Source organism: Paenibacillus sp. H1-7 (assembly GCF_022354825.1).
Classification (GTDB): domain Bacteria; phylum Bacillota; class Bacilli; order Paenibacillales; family NBRC-103111; genus Paenibacillus_S.
On record NZ_CP031168.1, the window covers coordinates 2,378,390 to 2,392,488 of the forward strand.

The 14,099-nt window shown below is 44.7% G+C and carries 17 protein-coding genes and 1 pseudogene; 15 read left to right on the forward strand and 3 right to left on the reverse strand.

Annotated elements, in window-relative coordinates; genetic code table 11:
• Positions 1-12 precede the first annotated feature (12 nt).
• From DVH26_RS10800 to DVH26_RS10845, 10 genes are all read left to right on the forward strand, one after another.
• Positions 13-756, forward strand: a complete 744-nt coding sequence (locus DVH26_RS10800; protein ID WP_239633692.1) for an SDR family oxidoreductase — start codon at positions 13-15, stop codon at positions 754-756.
• A gap of 717 nt (positions 757-1,473) precedes the next feature.
• The gene (locus tag DVH26_RS10805) at positions 1,474-1,869 is read left to right on the forward strand and encodes a MerR family transcriptional regulator (RefSeq protein WP_239633693.1); all 396 of its coding nucleotides are present in this window, start codon (positions 1,474-1,476) and stop codon (positions 1,867-1,869) included.
• A 58-nt stretch (positions 1,870-1,927) separates the two neighbouring features.
• Entirely contained in the window at positions 1,928-2,545 is a 618-nt protein-coding gene (locus tag DVH26_RS10810) for an NADPH-dependent F420 reductase (RefSeq protein WP_239633694.1), read from the forward strand.
• Between the two features lie 387 nt (positions 2,546-2,932).
• The gene (locus DVH26_RS10815; protein ID WP_239633695.1) at positions 2,933-3,574 is read left to right on the forward strand and encodes an HAD family hydrolase; all 642 of its coding nucleotides are present in this window, start codon (positions 2,933-2,935) and stop codon (positions 3,572-3,574) included.
• A 155-nt stretch (positions 3,575-3,729) separates the two neighbouring features.
• Entirely contained in the window at positions 3,730-4,116 is a 387-nt protein-coding gene (locus DVH26_RS10820) for a DUF5071 domain-containing protein (RefSeq protein WP_239633696.1), read from the forward strand.
• A gap of 182 nt (positions 4,117-4,298) precedes the next feature.
• A complete protein-coding gene (locus tag DVH26_RS10825) occupies positions 4,299-4,415 on the forward strand; it encodes a YxiJ family protein (protein ID WP_239635337.1) in 117 nt (38 codons plus the stop codon).
• A gap of 944 nt (positions 4,416-5,359) precedes the next feature.
• On the forward strand, positions 5,360-5,785 hold the full coding sequence (locus tag DVH26_RS10830) for a hypothetical protein (RefSeq protein ID WP_239633697.1): 426 nt from the start codon (positions 5,360-5,362) through the stop codon (positions 5,783-5,785).
• 218 nt (positions 5,786-6,003) lie between these two features.
• Positions 6,004-6,285, forward strand: a complete 282-nt coding sequence (locus DVH26_RS10835) for a hypothetical protein (protein WP_239633541.1) — start codon at positions 6,004-6,006, stop codon at positions 6,283-6,285.
• 301 nt (positions 6,286-6,586) lie between these two features.
• Positions 6,587-7,162, forward strand: a complete 576-nt coding sequence (locus tag DVH26_RS10840) for a TetR/AcrR family transcriptional regulator (RefSeq protein WP_239633698.1) — start codon at positions 6,587-6,589, stop codon at positions 7,160-7,162.
• A gap of 66 nt (positions 7,163-7,228) precedes the next feature.
• Positions 7,229-8,446 carry an MFS transporter gene (locus DVH26_RS10845; protein ID WP_239633699.1) on the forward strand — a complete coding sequence of 406 codons (1,218 nt, stop codon included), beginning with the start codon at positions 7,229-7,231 and terminating at the stop codon, positions 8,444-8,446.
• Positions 8,447-8,912: 466 nt separating this feature from the next.
• Here the strand turns inward: DVH26_RS10845 and DVH26_RS10850 are convergent, their stop codons facing one another.
• Positions 8,913-9,227, reverse strand: coding sequence for an antibiotic biosynthesis monooxygenase family protein (locus DVH26_RS10850; protein ID WP_239633700.1), 315 nt, complete (start codon positions 9,225-9,227; stop codon positions 8,913-8,915).
• A gap of 126 nt (positions 9,228-9,353) precedes the next feature.
• On the opposite strand from DVH26_RS10850, the gene DVH26_RS10855 reads away from it, so the two are divergent.
• Positions 9,354-10,265, forward strand: a complete 912-nt coding sequence (locus DVH26_RS10855) for a LysR family transcriptional regulator (protein WP_239633701.1) — start codon at positions 9,354-9,356, stop codon at positions 10,263-10,265.
• Positions 10,266-10,359: 94 nt separating this feature from the next.
• On the opposite strand, the pseudogene DVH26_RS10860 reads toward DVH26_RS10855, so the two are convergent.
• Positions 10,360-10,693: pseudogene (locus DVH26_RS10860) on the reverse strand (imine reductase family protein); the annotation flags it as partial.
• Between DVH26_RS10860 and DVH26_RS37080 the strand changes: the two are divergent.
• From DVH26_RS37080 to DVH26_RS37280, 4 genes are all read left to right on the forward strand, one after another.
• The gene (locus tag DVH26_RS37080) at positions 10,689-11,072 is read left to right on the forward strand and encodes a LysR family transcriptional regulator substrate-binding protein (RefSeq protein WP_275590464.1); all 384 of its coding nucleotides are present in this window, start codon (positions 10,689-10,691) and stop codon (positions 11,070-11,072) included. The pseudogene DVH26_RS10860 and the gene DVH26_RS37080 overlap by 5 nt on opposite strands.
• Complete coding sequence (locus DVH26_RS37085) at positions 11,056-11,313, forward strand: LysR substrate-binding domain-containing protein (RefSeq protein WP_275590465.1); 258 nt, start codon at positions 11,056-11,058, stop codon at positions 11,311-11,313. Before DVH26_RS37080 ends, DVH26_RS37085 begins: the two co-directional genes overlap by 17 nt.
• Before the next feature lie 177 nt (positions 11,314-11,490).
• Positions 11,491-11,985: a hypothetical protein gene (locus DVH26_RS10870; protein WP_239633702.1), complete on the forward strand. Its 495-nt coding sequence runs from the start codon at positions 11,491-11,493 to the stop codon at positions 11,983-11,985.
• 47 nt (positions 11,986-12,032) lie between these two features.
• On the forward strand, positions 12,033-12,281 hold the full coding sequence (locus DVH26_RS37280) for an ankyrin repeat domain-containing protein (protein WP_481857588.1): 249 nt from the start codon (positions 12,033-12,035) through the stop codon (positions 12,279-12,281).
• A gap of 65 nt (positions 12,282-12,346) precedes the next feature.
• Here DVH26_RS37280 and DVH26_RS10875 read toward each other — a convergent pair whose 3' ends face one another.
• On the reverse strand, positions 12,347-13,633 hold the full coding sequence (locus DVH26_RS10875; RefSeq protein WP_239633703.1) for a galactokinase: 1,287 nt from the start codon (positions 13,631-13,633) through the stop codon (positions 12,347-12,349).
• Positions 13,634-14,099 lie beyond the last annotated feature (466 nt).

Sequence of the window (14,099 nt, forward strand, 5' to 3'; positions counted from 1 at the left end):
GAGGCAGCTCTGATGAAACTTACAGGGAACACGATACTGATCACTGGTGGAGGTTCTGGAATTGGCCTAGCTTTTGCAGAGCGGTTTATCAAAGCTGGCAATACGGTCATTATCTGTGGACGACGCGAAAGTATTCTGCAGGATGCTAAGGAGAAGTTCCCAAGTCTCATTACTCGAGTTAGTGATCTTGGGCTTGAATCTGAGCGTACAGCGTTGTTTGACTGGGTGACCACGAATTATCCAGACGTCAACGTATTGGTGAATAATGCGGGGATTGGGGACCAGTTTCATGTGCTGAAAGAACAAGAGAATTGGAGCTATTACAACAGTGAAATTGCGATCAACTTTGAAGCCCCTGTTCATCTTTCTCTGCTGTTCGCACCATTTTTTTCAACAAAACAAGATACGGCTATTGTGAATGTTACGTCTGGGCTGGCTTTCACCCCCCTAGCAGTTAGCCCAATTTATTCAGCAACAAAGGCGGCACTACATTCCTTTACGATGAGTCTAAGACACCAACTTTCCGATGCATCTGTAGAAGTCATTGAAGTGGTTCCGCCGGCAGTTCAAACTGCCTTCACACGTAATAATGGAGAGCCTTTAGATGCATTTGCGGATGGAATTTTCCAGGGACTTGAAGAAGGTAAACAGGAGATTGGCTACGGCTCGTCCATAAATCGCCTGCGCATGTCACGTGACGAAATCGACATATACGTAGAAAAAATGTATCAAGCGATGAAAGGTGTCGTTGGATAATATGGGACGTTTTTGGCTAACGTATTGGGTAATAACTCTGCCAAGGTCGTAGATGCCTTCGATCAAATATTAAAGGGATACTATTTAACTGACTCATTGCGCTAACGGGTACGATAGTTTAATTGGAGCTGTCGCCGAGGCGACATGTCCCATGATTAGGCTCCCGCAAAAACGCGAGACAATACTGTAAACAAGTATTGTCTCGCGTTTTATATTTAAGCAAAGTTGCGTCGTTTATTAAAGAAGTTTTGTGTCGGTGTACAAGAAGAAACATGAATGTCCGACGACACAAACATAGGTACTTTGAGATCCCCGTTAAGTGGTTTTTTTTTATTTGAAGGCATTTATGTTTGTGTCGCAGTGTCACGACACAAACATATGAGCAAGATCGCTGTAGGCTTTTCGTGCATCGAAAGCGGAGGCTTTTAAAAAAACGAGTACGTTCGGGTTAATGTTATAGAAGCGTGTTTAAATGATACTGGATAGTTCGTGTTGTCGAATGATAAAAACATAGCTTATTCAAACCTACGTAAACAGTGGGGCCTTGTGATCTTAGGGTCAAGTTCTTGTCTTTAGTCCGCGACAAGAACTTATCCTTATTGTAGACTATAGGGGAAGGAATGGATGTTTTTAGAACCGGAAAATTTTTCACTCTGCAGGAGTTGACCTGGAGTCACCTCCAGCAATTAGAATGATGAATGAAAGGAGGCGTGCTCGTTGTACACGATCGGTCAAGTCGTAGAGATGACGGGTTTCGGTCACGATACGCTCAGGTATTACGAGAAAATCGGGCTGCTCAAGCCGCAGCGCAAACCGTCGGGCGGCGCTCGAGTGTTTAGTGACGACGATCTCCGGTTGCTGTCAGGACTAAGATGTTTGAAACGGTTGGGATTGTCTCTAGAAGAAATCAAGTCGTTCACGAGTACGAACCGCTGCGTGACCGAACTCTCATCGATGCACGACGGAGACGAAGCCGTTCTCCGGGATCGAGTCATCTTGCTGACAGACCACTTGGCCCGGATGGAGACGCAGCGCCGCGAACTCGACGAGATGATCGATCGGACGAAAAACAACATTCGACTGTATAACGAGCTGTTGGACGCGACGCCGTAAACGTTTCAAAAGTTCCGGCGTTCGTGCCTCCAAATACAGTTGCAGAGGAGATGCGAGCGTGAACATTGCTATGATCGGGTCAGGACACATCGGAGGTACGTTGGGGAAAGCATGGGCGACGAAAAGTCACCGGGTGACGTTCGGCACGCGAGATCCACAAAGCGAACGGATACGTGCGCTGCTTGAGTCGATCGGTCCGAACGCCGCGGCGACTTCCGTCAAGGAAGCAGCCGCGTTCGGCGAAATCGTCGTATTGGCCGTTCCCGGCACGGAAATCGAGAGAGTGCTAGAGGAGGCGGGAGACCTGCGGCGGAAAATCGTCATCAATGCGACGATGTTGTTCGACGGCCGGTCTGCGGACTCGGAAGTGCGGAGGCTCGCGAATGGCGCACGCGTCGTGCGGGCGTTCCATACGTCGACGTGGGAGGCGCTCGCGAACCCGCGGTTCGGCGGGGCGAACGCCACGCTCTTCATGAGCGGCGAGGACGAAGAAGCCAAGCAAACCGTCTTTCGGCTTGGCGCAGAAGTGGGATTCGACATGGTGGACGTGGGAGGTACGGAGGCGATGGCTGCAATCGAAAAGGCACTCTTTTCGTTCTGGACCGCGCTCTCGCCGCGGTTCGGCCGTGACTACGCTATCCGGGTTCTACGAAGGGAAGAAACGCAGCCGTCTTAAACTGTAGCCGCACGACAAAACAGACCGCCGTGCGAAACCCTACAAATCTAAATCCTTTTGATATGAGACATGTCTAAAGGCAAAGGAGTATTACGGGGATTAGCGTTCAACTAGCGGGTACAATAGTTCAATAAACAATAGTGTGTGACAGAACCCTGGCACGCTAATGAGGCGATCAGACATTTGTCCAATAACACAAAACTCCCCCCAGAAACGGATGTTTTCTTGCCGCTGATCGGCGATCAGCTAACACGCAAGAAGGGGGGAACCCATCCAGTGTATACCCACTTCATCAAGCGCAGCACTCGATATGGTCATAATTATTGGGTGATCAACGGTGCTTGATGTCACGCATGGTTGCCGCAGCTGACAAAGGAGAACGAAACAATGAAAAAGTACATACTCTTCGATCATGATGGTGTTCTGGTTGATACTGAATTCTGGTATTACAAAGCGGGAGAACGCGCTCTGGCTGACATTGGATTTACCTTGGATAAAGATCAATACCTCCGCGACATGACCCAGTCATTGGGCACTTGGTCCCAAGCTAGGGCAGCAGGTATTGATGAACAGACCATCAGCAAGCAGCGTGATGTCCGCAACGTCTATTATCAGGAATATCTAAGAACAGAAGCCATAGAGATTGAAGGCGTAGTTGAAACTCTAGCCGAACTGTCAAAGTACGTCCGCATGGCCATCGTGACGACTGCAAAACGTGCGGATTTTCAACTTATTCATGAAAAGCGCCAGATTATACAATTCATGGAATTCGTCCTTGTTCGTGAAGACTACGAGCGCACCAAGCCGCACCCGGAACCATATTTGACCGGACTAAAGCGCTTCGGAGCTACCAAAGAAGAGACCCTGGTTGTAGAGGATTCAAACAGAGGGTTGAACTCAGCCGTGGCGGCTGGTATCGACTGTGCTATTGTCCATAACGACTTCACAAAAACACATGACTTCTCACAGGCCAGCTATCGAATCAAGACTCTGATTGAAATAAAGGACATTATCCTGAATGCAACCTGAGAGAGCATTCACCAGCGTGTCCCGTACTCACATTAATAGTGAAGAGCAGTGCGGGCGACGCGGACTCACGTGATGCCCGTAGAACGTGGCAGCTAAAGGGTATAGCTGAATAAAGACTCGTAGTGACCGGTCTAAACGAGGATAGGTGGTGACGAATGGAGAGCTCCGAATTAATTCCAAGAACAAAAATGGATTATGAGCGTGTAGAATTATTGAAAAATGCATCAAAAGAAAAAATAGTCCCGATTCTTCCTGAACTCCTTGAATGGTTGCAGGACATGAACTGGCCTATAGCTCAGGATATTGAAGACATCATTGCTAATTATGAGGAGTATTTAATTCCACACATTCGGGCTGTTTTAAAGACAAAGGATGGCAGTTGGAAGTACTTCTTGTTGCACGGGTTAATAAATCGGTTATCTAATGAGAAGCTCTTGGAACTAAAGCCAGATCTATTACGGATTAAATTTAGCCCAACAAATGATGAGCAACTAGAAGAACTTACTAGACAAATTGACGAACTGTTATCTAGAGTTGATTAAGCTAGCGGGTATGATAGTGTGGAACTGACCCTACGATAGGACGGGCAGAATAATTGAGTAAAGTTTTATTAAGTTAAGCGAAGATAAAAACTCACTAATTGGTGATTTTAACGCGCACTGCATGAATATTGCGGGAACTTTAAGTTTTGTTTTGACTGCTAAAAGAAATCCCCCAACGACAAATTGAAAAATTAGAGTTATCATTCTTCCGTTGGTTCCCTCAGTATAAGTTTATCGAGGAAAGTGTTTGTGAGTACAAGGAGTTTTACATGGAGTATAAGAACTTCGAGCTGGCTTGAATACTGCTGTTAAAATAGTTAAGGACTGAAAAATGATTAAGCTAACGGGTACGATAGTTTAAAAAACAACTAAAACGCGACTGCCGGTATGGATTGGCAGCCGTGTTGTGCTCTAGCGGGTATTTAACTTCAGTGAATTAATGTTGTAACATATGGATGGAGGATTGATTCTGAATGGTGACTGACCTAATGAGATTAAAGGATTCCAAGGTGGAATTTAATTTCAAAAAGACTCTTATAATTTACCCGTTGGTGTATCTAATTTTTTTAATAATTGTTCATTTCATGATTGGAATCAACAAACCCTATTAATCCTTTTCGTGGTGTTCTTTATTATTAACATGCTTTACATGAAGGGGTATTACTGGAAACTACATGATTGACGGTTAACGAAATATATTTTTTTCTGTAAGGGCATAGAATTCAATGTTGATGAAATTCAACAAATCACATCGGTCACGACACGTGAGATCGGGACGGTTACTTTCCGTTTAGGGAAAGAACCGGCCGAGGATGAGTATATTTTTTTGTTACGGAATGGAAATGAAATTAAATCATTTGCATATTGCTTAAACAGAGATGGGAAACCAATAGGAAGATATCTAAATGAAAAATACAAGATAAGGCTAGTAGAGAAAACAAAGTATAAATTGAATAATATATAAGATCATAAAAATTGTTATTGTATTTAAATTTCAGTAATCCATTGAACTATCGGGTACGTTGGATAACAACCAGGGAGCAGATCGCCCTGCGGCAGAGACAGGTTAACGCAACGATTGGAGTAAAATATAATACGAAGAAAGAATTAAAATTAAACGGATAGCTACTTTCGAAAGTGGGTGGGCACCTTTTTTAAAATATTTAAAAGAGGAAAGAAGAAAAGGAAGTATGTTGAATTACGAAGAGAACTTCTTTTTTACAAACCCATTTACGAATTTGTCATGGCTGATGTTTATTGGGTGAATTTGAATTGGAGGTTGTTGAGATTTCTGGTAGGACAGTTTGAAAAAGAATATGAGGCGAAAGGACTTTCAAAAGATGAAATTGTCCAATTAGATAGCTCAACTATTGCATATATTTCTTCATTACTCACATTCTTCGAAAGAAAAATTCAAAAATTACAGATATACTTTGACCGTTTCAACAACTCCACGCTTGTTATTAAACCTACAGCTAACTTCTTTTACGGGAATTTTGATTTGATACTGAGGGTACAAAAAGATATAAAAAGCGAGGTCGATAAAGAGCATATTTCTTTATCAAAACTAAGATACCTACACAATTATATATTTTTTATATATGTAGACACGGTTGAAGGAATAAAAAGATTCGAAGTGGTATCTAAGGAGTTAGAACACTTATCGTAAAGATTTACATCAGTCCCAGACTAATTACGCTATTGAACTAAAGGGTACGTTAGCTGAATAAACCCACGACGGCAGCCGGTTAGCGAACGGCTGCCGTTTACTCAATTAACGGGCAGGATAGCGTAATCACTTCACGAATAACATAGATGTGACGGATTTTTACTAAGTTCGCAAAAAGACGTAATCAGAAATCTATGCCAAAGGACGAATGATAGAGAGTGGAAATGATCATTTTTGTAGTAATAATAGCTACAAACATTTCATTACATCAAATAAAATATTTTAATCAATACAAGAACCTCATTAATCGACTTACCGCTTTTGCTTTCGTAACTTGGTTTGTAGTTCTAATTGTATATGGAATCATTACAGGAAAAGCAAAAACAAGTTTTATTGATTTGAAAGAAGATTGTCCCATATATTTAATTGTCTTTATCGGTGCAATAACTATCCAACTGCTGTTTGCTCGAAAGTCTAAAGATAATAAAGATACAAGGTAAAACAGAAATACCATTTTCACGCATTGGGCATTCGCCCTTCGTTAAGCTAACGGGTACGATAGTGTAGGAGCTGCTTCAACGCGGCTCCTTTTTTTATATTGAAGTAACGGGCAGATTACTCTAATAGCTAGCATGCTATTCTTTAGAAAGTGCTGATCGAAAAGCAGAGGTCCACTAATTTCACTTAAAAGTCTGCAATCCATCTTATCCCAGCCTGAGCTAACTTTCATATTTGCAGAAAATACTGGACTTATCGTTCCAGAAAAGTATATACTGTACCTACGGAAACGGAGGGAGAACCATGGGACGCTACAAAGAGTTTGATAAAGAAGCGGTGCTTCATAAAGCGATGCTCGTTTTTTGGAAGAAGGGCTACGAAGCGGCAAGCATTCCCGATTTGCTGGAAGCTATGGATCTTAGCAGATCAAGTCTGTACGAAACGTTCGGGGACAAACAAACGCTTTATATCGAGGCAATCAACTGGTACAAGAAGTGGAAGCAAGCCAAACGGGACATCCTCGTCAATGCGACATCTGCAAAATCGGGAATCCGGCAGTACTTCGAGATACACATCGATTCCGCCTTGGATGGCGAGTCGCCGAAGGGCTGTCTCATTACTAATGCAGCAGTCGGCATGGATTCGCCAGACGAGCAACTGAATGCGTTGATCAGGGAGCGGTTTGACGAGTTGGAGAAATCCTTCTATGAGCTGCTGCGCAAAGGTCAGGAGACGGGAGAAATCATGCCTGAGAAAGATATCAAGACTTTATCTTATCTGCTCTTAAACCTGAATCATAGTATAAATATCGTTGCGAAGGTGCAGGGTGACCGCAGCAAGATGCAGCAGATGATAGATATGGTGATGGAAATGCTATAAAATATTTTTTTGCACATTCCGGAACGAATGTTCCAGAAAATTTATGGTGAGTAAAGGGGACTTTCTATGCATTCAGCTTCCATTCCAACGGAAAAATCGGTTTCGCCATCGCTGATTTTTATCCTGGCAGCCGCTTGCGGTATCATAGCGGCAAATCTTTATTATGCTCAACCATTGATAGGCTCGATCGGTTCGACCATCGGGCTCTCCTCCGGCGCTGCCGCGCTCATCGTTACGTTGACTCAAGTCGGCTACGGGATCGGCTTGTTATTTATCGTACCGTTGGGAGACATCCTGGAAAATCGTAAGTTGATCCTTTCATCATTGCTCCTTACAGCCGCCGTTTTGACAATTGCCGCTGTAATCAAAAGCGCCATCCTGTTCCTCACCGCTTCACTCGTGATCGGAGTAGGTTCCGTAGCAGCACAAATCCTTGTGCCGTATGCGGCTCATCTTTCGCCTGAAGCCGTGCGCGGTCGCAATGTGGGCAACGTCATGAGCGGGCTACTTCTGGGGATTATGCTCGCGCGTCCCATTTCAAGCTTGGTGGCCGAGTATATGGGCTGGCGCGCCATATATTTCATCTCCGCAGCATTGATTTTCGCGCTGGCTCTTGTATTGGCAAAGGCACTACCCTCAAGGAAGCCTTCGATCGCTACAGCTTACCCGGCGCTGCTGCACTCCATGCTGCATCTGCTGAAGGCGACACCGGCATTGCGCCGGAGGGCATTTTATCATGCTTGTGTATTCGGAACGTTCAGTTTATTTTGGACTACAGTTCCGTTGGTATTGACAAGTCCGCCATTCCATTTCACTCAGAAGCAGGTCGCTCTGTTCGCATTAGTCGGGGTAATGGGGGCAATTGTGGCGCCAGCGGCGGGCCGTATGGCAGACCGTGGATGGGTTCGCCCGGCTACGGGATGGGCATTAGCCATCGTCATCTTTTCCGAGCTGCTTCCCTTGCTGGTTCCATCAAGTTCTGCACTCGCAGTCCCCATCCTCGTAGTTGCGGCGATTTTACTTGACATGGGGGTTTCGGCCAACATGGTTCTCGGGCAGCGGGTGATTTTCTCTTTAGGAGCGGAATTTCGCAGTAGGCTTAACGGTTTGTATATGGCCATTTTCTTTTTAGGGGGCGCAATCGGCTCAGCGGCAGGGGGATGGGCTTACGCAACGGGGGGCTGGGAGGCGGCACTGCTGATCGGAATCGCCTTACCGGCCATCGCCTTGGCGTATTATGCGACGGAATTTTCGAGATTAAGGAAGGAAAATCTCATTGATTGAGAGTAATCCACACGTCAAAGCTAACGGGTTACGCTAGAGACGCAGCTGCCACATGGAGCGGCTATACAGCATTCATCTGCATATTGAACGGCAGGGTTACTTTGAAGTGACACAGCACCGGTTTTACTTGCTGGCATAATCAAATGGATTTCTAGGAGCTTGTCGTGATGCGACAGCTCCTTTTGCATTTTTCGCCGATAGCACGTTAAGCTAAACCGTATCATATAGCAAATTTGCTTATTCCGCTAACGGTTCCGATTTAATGTAGATTTCCCGTATAAACATTACCCGCCGCAACCGCCATATTCTTAGTATGGAAGATGATGGGGTGAGCAATTTTTTAAAGGCGAATAAAGAATTACTGGAGAAATTCCTATTGCGATGCCTCGCATTATCCTTCAAAATGGAAACCTTTCGCCGAATGAATCGGCACACAGAGTCTCCATCTTTTAAAGGGAATTGTCCATTAAAAGGAATACTCCCGTTCAACTTTACAAATTTTGATTTGATAATTTTGGTACCAGATTTGCTTACCTTTTTCCTGAGCCACTTTGTGCAGCTGATTCTGCTTCCAATTGCGTATCGCCTCTAGGCTATCCCAATAAGAAATGGTAATGCCGACTCCTGCTGCATCCCTCACACTTTCCACCCCTAAGAATCCAGGTTGCTCCGCAGCAAGCTGCTCCATTTTTTCAGCCATGATGTTATAGCCATTATCCCCACCAGTTCGTTGACTCGAAAAAATGACTGCATAATACGATCCGTTTGCTTCAATTGTCATCTCCACCATGCTCCTTTTTTTGAAATGCTTTTGTATAAATTAGACTATACAATTAATCTTTAAATAAATAAAATGAATGTTTATAATAATATACATGAAGAATACTCATGTATGCTAGGAGTAATTATGAATTTAGATAAATATCGGATTTTCAGCAAAGTAGTCGAAGTGGGAAGTCTAACAAGAGCGGGAGAGTTGTTAAATCTAACACAATCAGCGATCAGTCATGCGATTTCCAGCTTGGAACGTGAGCTCGGTCTGAGTCTCCTTATAAGGAACAGAGCAGGGATCCGACTCACCAACAACGGAGAACGCTTGATCCCGCACATTAGAGAAATTCTTCAGGTGAATGAAAAACTTAATCAAGAGATTGCCGCGATAAAAGGGATTGAGATCGGAACCGTGAAGATAGGTACTTTCACAAGTGTATCTATACAATGGTTGCCTCAAATTTTGAAAATGTTTCAGAATCAATTCCCTCAAATTGAAATCAAACTTCTTGATGGTAACTACCATGAAATAGAGGAATGGATAGCAAGTGGAACTGCTGACTTTGGATTTGTGAATCTGCCTACGCTCGAGGCATTTGATGTAGAGCCGCTTTATCAGGATAGGATGATGTGTATTGTAGGTTCTCAGCATCCCCTTTGCCTTCAATCAACCATCCGCTTAGAACAAGTCATCACTGAGCCTTTTATCATGCCCGTTGCGGGTTGTGACACTGATGTAATGCGAATTTTCACACAAAATAAAGTCAAACCAACCATCAAATATGAGCTAGAAGATGACCATGCCATAATCGCCATGGTGCAAAGCAATTTAGGAATAAGCATTCTCCCAGAAATGATTTTGTCACAACTACCCGAGAATGTAGTGTGCCGTCCATTGGAAGGGATGTATTATCGCTCCATAGGTATTGCTGCCTTATCTATTAGAAATGTCTCTCCAGCAGCCCAAAAACTGATTGAATTTATTAAAAAATGGATCACAGATACTCTTACAGATAACCGAAATAGGAGCAGAGAAACTAACAGGTGATTGAACTACAGGGTACGATAGCTTATTATGATATGGATCACCGCCTGCCTGTTACGGTAAGAGTAAAGGCCATTCCGTAAGGAACGGCCATTTTTTATGGACGAATATCGGACTTCTTGAAGATTTCAATGAGACTGGTGAAGCTATCACCAGCGTGACCGTTCTCCATGCCGCGTCTGAATACTTTCAGAACATCGTTTATCGATGCCGGCATTCTGGCTCGTATGAACGACGTGCTCAACGCTCGCCAAACCCATGGCAAGTCTGTCCACGTCTCCGGGATATTCACCCACGTTAATCCGTGGTGTGTAGAACTCGATGAACTTTGGCAGTGACGACATTGTTTCGGTAGCGTATGGCAGAAACTGCTCAGCCGAAATACCGTTCGCTCGGGCCACCGCTGCGGCATGAAGATAGCTGAGCATGGCTGGGTTTGAAGTCGGCACCGTTCGCGTCGGGGCGTTCCCGATTGTGTCCGCGAACTTCTTGCCAAAAATATTGAGGGTGATCGGGGAGAAGTACCCGGGGCTGACATTCGAACTGTACGAAGGAACCATTGATGAGATTAAACAATGGCTAGATTCCAGAAGGATCGATGTCGGATGGATTATTCCGCCGAGCAACGAACTGGAAACGATTCCGTTCTTCCGAGATGAATTATGTCTGGTCCTTCGGGATGATCATCCGTTGCAAAGCCGTCCGACAATCCATATCACGGATCCGGATAATGAACCTATGAGGTGGGTTTGTAACGCCGATTTACGAGCTGTTCCAGCAATTCGGAGCCACTTTGCACACCAAATATGACGGCCACAACATAAACACGGCATTGAGCATGATTCAAGAAGGGCTAGGCGCCTCGATCGTATCGAAAACTTCGTTGTCGTTGTCGGCGCTGCCGCCTAATGTCCGCATTCGAACAATTGATCCGCAGCTGTTTAGAGAGATTCATCTGGCGGTTCCTTCTTTGAAGGAGGCTCCACACGGGGTGAAACTGTTCCTGCAGACCGCAAGAGAGCTTTATTTGTCCGGAGACCGGAACCAATAAACCAACGGGTACGATAGCTTAATAAACAACAACGACGCGGTTGCCGGCATTGGTCGGCAGCCGTTTTTGTTATAACGGGCATGTTAGATGGCCCATATCCCCCAAAAAAAAGGTAATTGGTAATTGATGGCGAATTCTTCACCTGAACGTAAGTATTAATGAGGTGATATCAGTGGCATGGAATATTGGGTTACTTTGTATAAAAGCGGAACCAACAGTCGTCGAAAAAGAAACTTATCGGGGATTTATTATAAATCGAAAGATGGACTTCATTTTGAGGATATTACATCCGTTACTATGGCGTCTGCCCTTGGAGTTGGTTATGTTGAGCCGTGGACATTAATTTTTGATATAAACGCCCGGTTTATACTGGATGAGAAGCTTCCGATTGATGTATCAAAGAAATTTAAAGTTAAGACGTTTTGGATTTCAGAATCACTAATATACAGAGATTATCATTTCGGTATTTTCAAAAAAGGTGGAATAAAAACAGAAGTTAAAGGGATTGAATCAGGACTAAAATATTTGTCTTCAAAGGGGATAAAAACAAAGGATAAGTGGGGGGAGACAATTATTTTTCAAATCATTGAAAAAGAAATATTGAATAAAACTGACGGGGATTTTGTTGGTTCTATTTGGAGTTTGCCATTTGCAAAGTATGATCTAGACTAGCTTTTATTCGTTCGTGTTTTAAAAATACCTCTAGAGGGGGACTAGTCTTGAATGATAATATCTGTAGAGCAGCTGCGAATGGTAATATAGAGACCGTAAAACCCCTTATTTCGAGCGGTATTAGCGCAAATTATGAGTGTATAAATTGTGGTCATTCTTTACTAAATATTGCAGTGGAAAATGATCAATTAGAGGTAATGAAGTTCTTGCTTCAGAACGGGGCGGATATAAACTTTAGACACCTTTCGGACGACACAAACATTACCCTTGTCAATTGCATGCTCCCCTTACGATAGACAGGCGAATTATAAAAAACCTTTAGTATAAGGGAAGCATACATTTGACGATTAAGCCATCGAACCTACAAGAGCGTATTCAAGCAGACCGCTCCGATTTCGCGTACGCGGATCTTGAACAGTTCCGTGCCAGTCGTACGCCCGATTAGTTCCCGGTATTCCGCTACCGACGCGTGTGGCAGAACGGCGAGAATGACGCCGGCGAAACCGCCGCCGTGTACTCTGCATGCACCCTCGCCCAACCGGTCGATGAAACGTTCGGTAATGGCGAGTGTAAGCGCAATCCCTTGTTCACGTGACAACGATTCTTGGTAGATGTTCTGCAGCCATTTCCAAGAGGAATTACCCGAAGCGGTAATATACTTCAGCACGTTCTGCCACTCGCCCGCCTTAATTGCCTCTACCTGCCGCCCGACGCGGTCATTTTCATCCAGGAAATGGAGCGCCCGCAGCACCGCTCGATCTCCGGTAGTTTCGCGGAGTTCCACTAGCCGACCGTAGATCATCTCTGCCGTCAAATCGCGACATACCTCTACACCGAAGGCTTGTGCCACCGCCCGCATCTCGTTCGGAATCGATGCATAATCCTTCGTCAGGTCAGCATGGTTACCGCCGGTGCTGACGATGACAAGGCTGTAACCTGCTGCTTCAAAGGTACCTGGAATACGCTCGATCTGAGGCTCTGCCGGCTCCTTAAAGTCGATTGTGATCATACCGCCGTACGAGCAGGCCATCTGGTCTAACATTCCTGATGGCTTGTTCCAATAAAGATTTTCGGCATACTTGCCGATGCGCGACATCATAACCGCATCCATCTCTCCGTTGTTATAAAAAGTACTTAGAATCTGGCAGATCAAAACTTCAAAAGATGCAGAGGAGCTGAGTCCTGACGCCGGAAGAACGTTACTGCTGACGTTAGCATTGAATCCGCCGATTCGGTACCCGTGCTGCTGGAAACCGTGTGCAATACCGCGGATCAAAGCAGCTGTCCCGCCCTCGCCTGACTGAGCTTCTAGATCATCTAGATGGATGACTGACATGCCTGGATACCCTTCAGAAATTACGGAAATAACTCCGGTGTCTACGGCTGCTGCAGCCGCAATCGTATCTAACTGAATACTAGCCGCCAGCACCTTTCCATTGTTATGGTCCGTATGATTACCGCCTATCTCTGTGCGACCCGGAGCACTGAAGTATTTCAACGACTCTGTACTTCCATATTGCGCACCGTATCCTTCCATACACCTCCGGTACCTCTCAATCTGTCGCTCTCGTTCTTCGCTGCCGTACATCTGGTCCAGTAGTTGTTGTGCCTGAGCCGAATCAAAAAGCTGCTCGAATTGATCTTTCATTTTGAGTGTTCCTCCTGGTTCTAACTGTTTGAGTAGTAGTTATCATGTCCATTGTACCGAAAGGCAGCGCTCACAGATAGGATATTTATGAAAAAAATCGGTACTCCGGGGTTATTCTTAAGGGGTACGACCAGTAGTATCGCAGCATAGAGGGCGTGCCGCGCCACGCCGGGCAACCAGAAATCATCGATTTAAGTTCACCAGTAGGCGCGAAAGTATCCTTTAAGTGCGTCGCCATTAGGGAGGAAGATTGATCAAGCCCCGCTCTATGCCCTCGAGATTGGTTTTGTAATTGGAATAAATCAACAAGAAAAGTATTGGACTAAAAAAAGTTTTAGACTGGACCGGTAACGTGACGTTAAGCTAACAGGCAGGATAGTTTAAGATCATTCGCGGTGAACCGTATCACATATATGTGGTAAAATACTTCTCTTGTCGTCCCATTTAAATCGCTCCTTATTAGTTG

Excerpts from the sequence above, each read along its gene's own strand:
- DVH26_RS10800 (WP_239633692.1), top strand. The coding sequence starts at position 13 with ATGAAACTTACAGGGAACACGATACTGATCACTGGTGGAGGTTCTGGA.
- DVH26_RS10815 (WP_239633695.1), top strand. The coding sequence starts at position 2,933 with ATGAAAAAGTACATACTCTTCGATCATGATGGTGTTCTGGTTGATACT.
- DVH26_RS10820 (WP_239633696.1), top strand. The coding sequence starts at position 3,730 with ATGGAGAGCTCCGAATTAATTCCAAGAACAAAAATGGATTATGAGCGT.
- DVH26_RS10830 (WP_239633697.1), top strand. The coding sequence starts at position 5,360 with ATGGCTGATGTTTATTGGGTGAATTTGAATTGGAGGTTGTTGAGATTT.
- DVH26_RS10840 (WP_239633698.1), top strand. The coding sequence starts at position 6,587 with ATGGGACGCTACAAAGAGTTTGATAAAGAAGCGGTGCTTCATAAAGCG.
- DVH26_RS10845 (WP_239633699.1), top strand. The coding sequence starts at position 7,229 with ATGCATTCAGCTTCCATTCCAACGGAAAAATCGGTTTCGCCATCGCTG.
- DVH26_RS10850 (WP_239633700.1), bottom strand. The coding sequence starts at position 9,227 with ATGACAATTGAAGCAAACGGATCGTATTATGCAGTCATTTTTTCGAGT.
- DVH26_RS10855 (WP_239633701.1), top strand. The coding sequence starts at position 9,354 with ATGAATTTAGATAAATATCGGATTTTCAGCAAAGTAGTCGAAGTGGGA.
- DVH26_RS37080 (WP_275590464.1), top strand. The coding sequence starts at position 10,689 with ATGGCTGGGTTTGAAGTCGGCACCGTTCGCGTCGGGGCGTTCCCGATT.
- DVH26_RS10870 (WP_239633702.1), top strand. The coding sequence starts at position 11,491 with ATGGAATATTGGGTTACTTTGTATAAAAGCGGAACCAACAGTCGTCGA.
- DVH26_RS10875 (WP_239633703.1), bottom strand. The coding sequence starts at position 13,633 with ATGAAAGATCAATTCGAGCAGCTTTTTGATTCGGCTCAGGCACAACAA.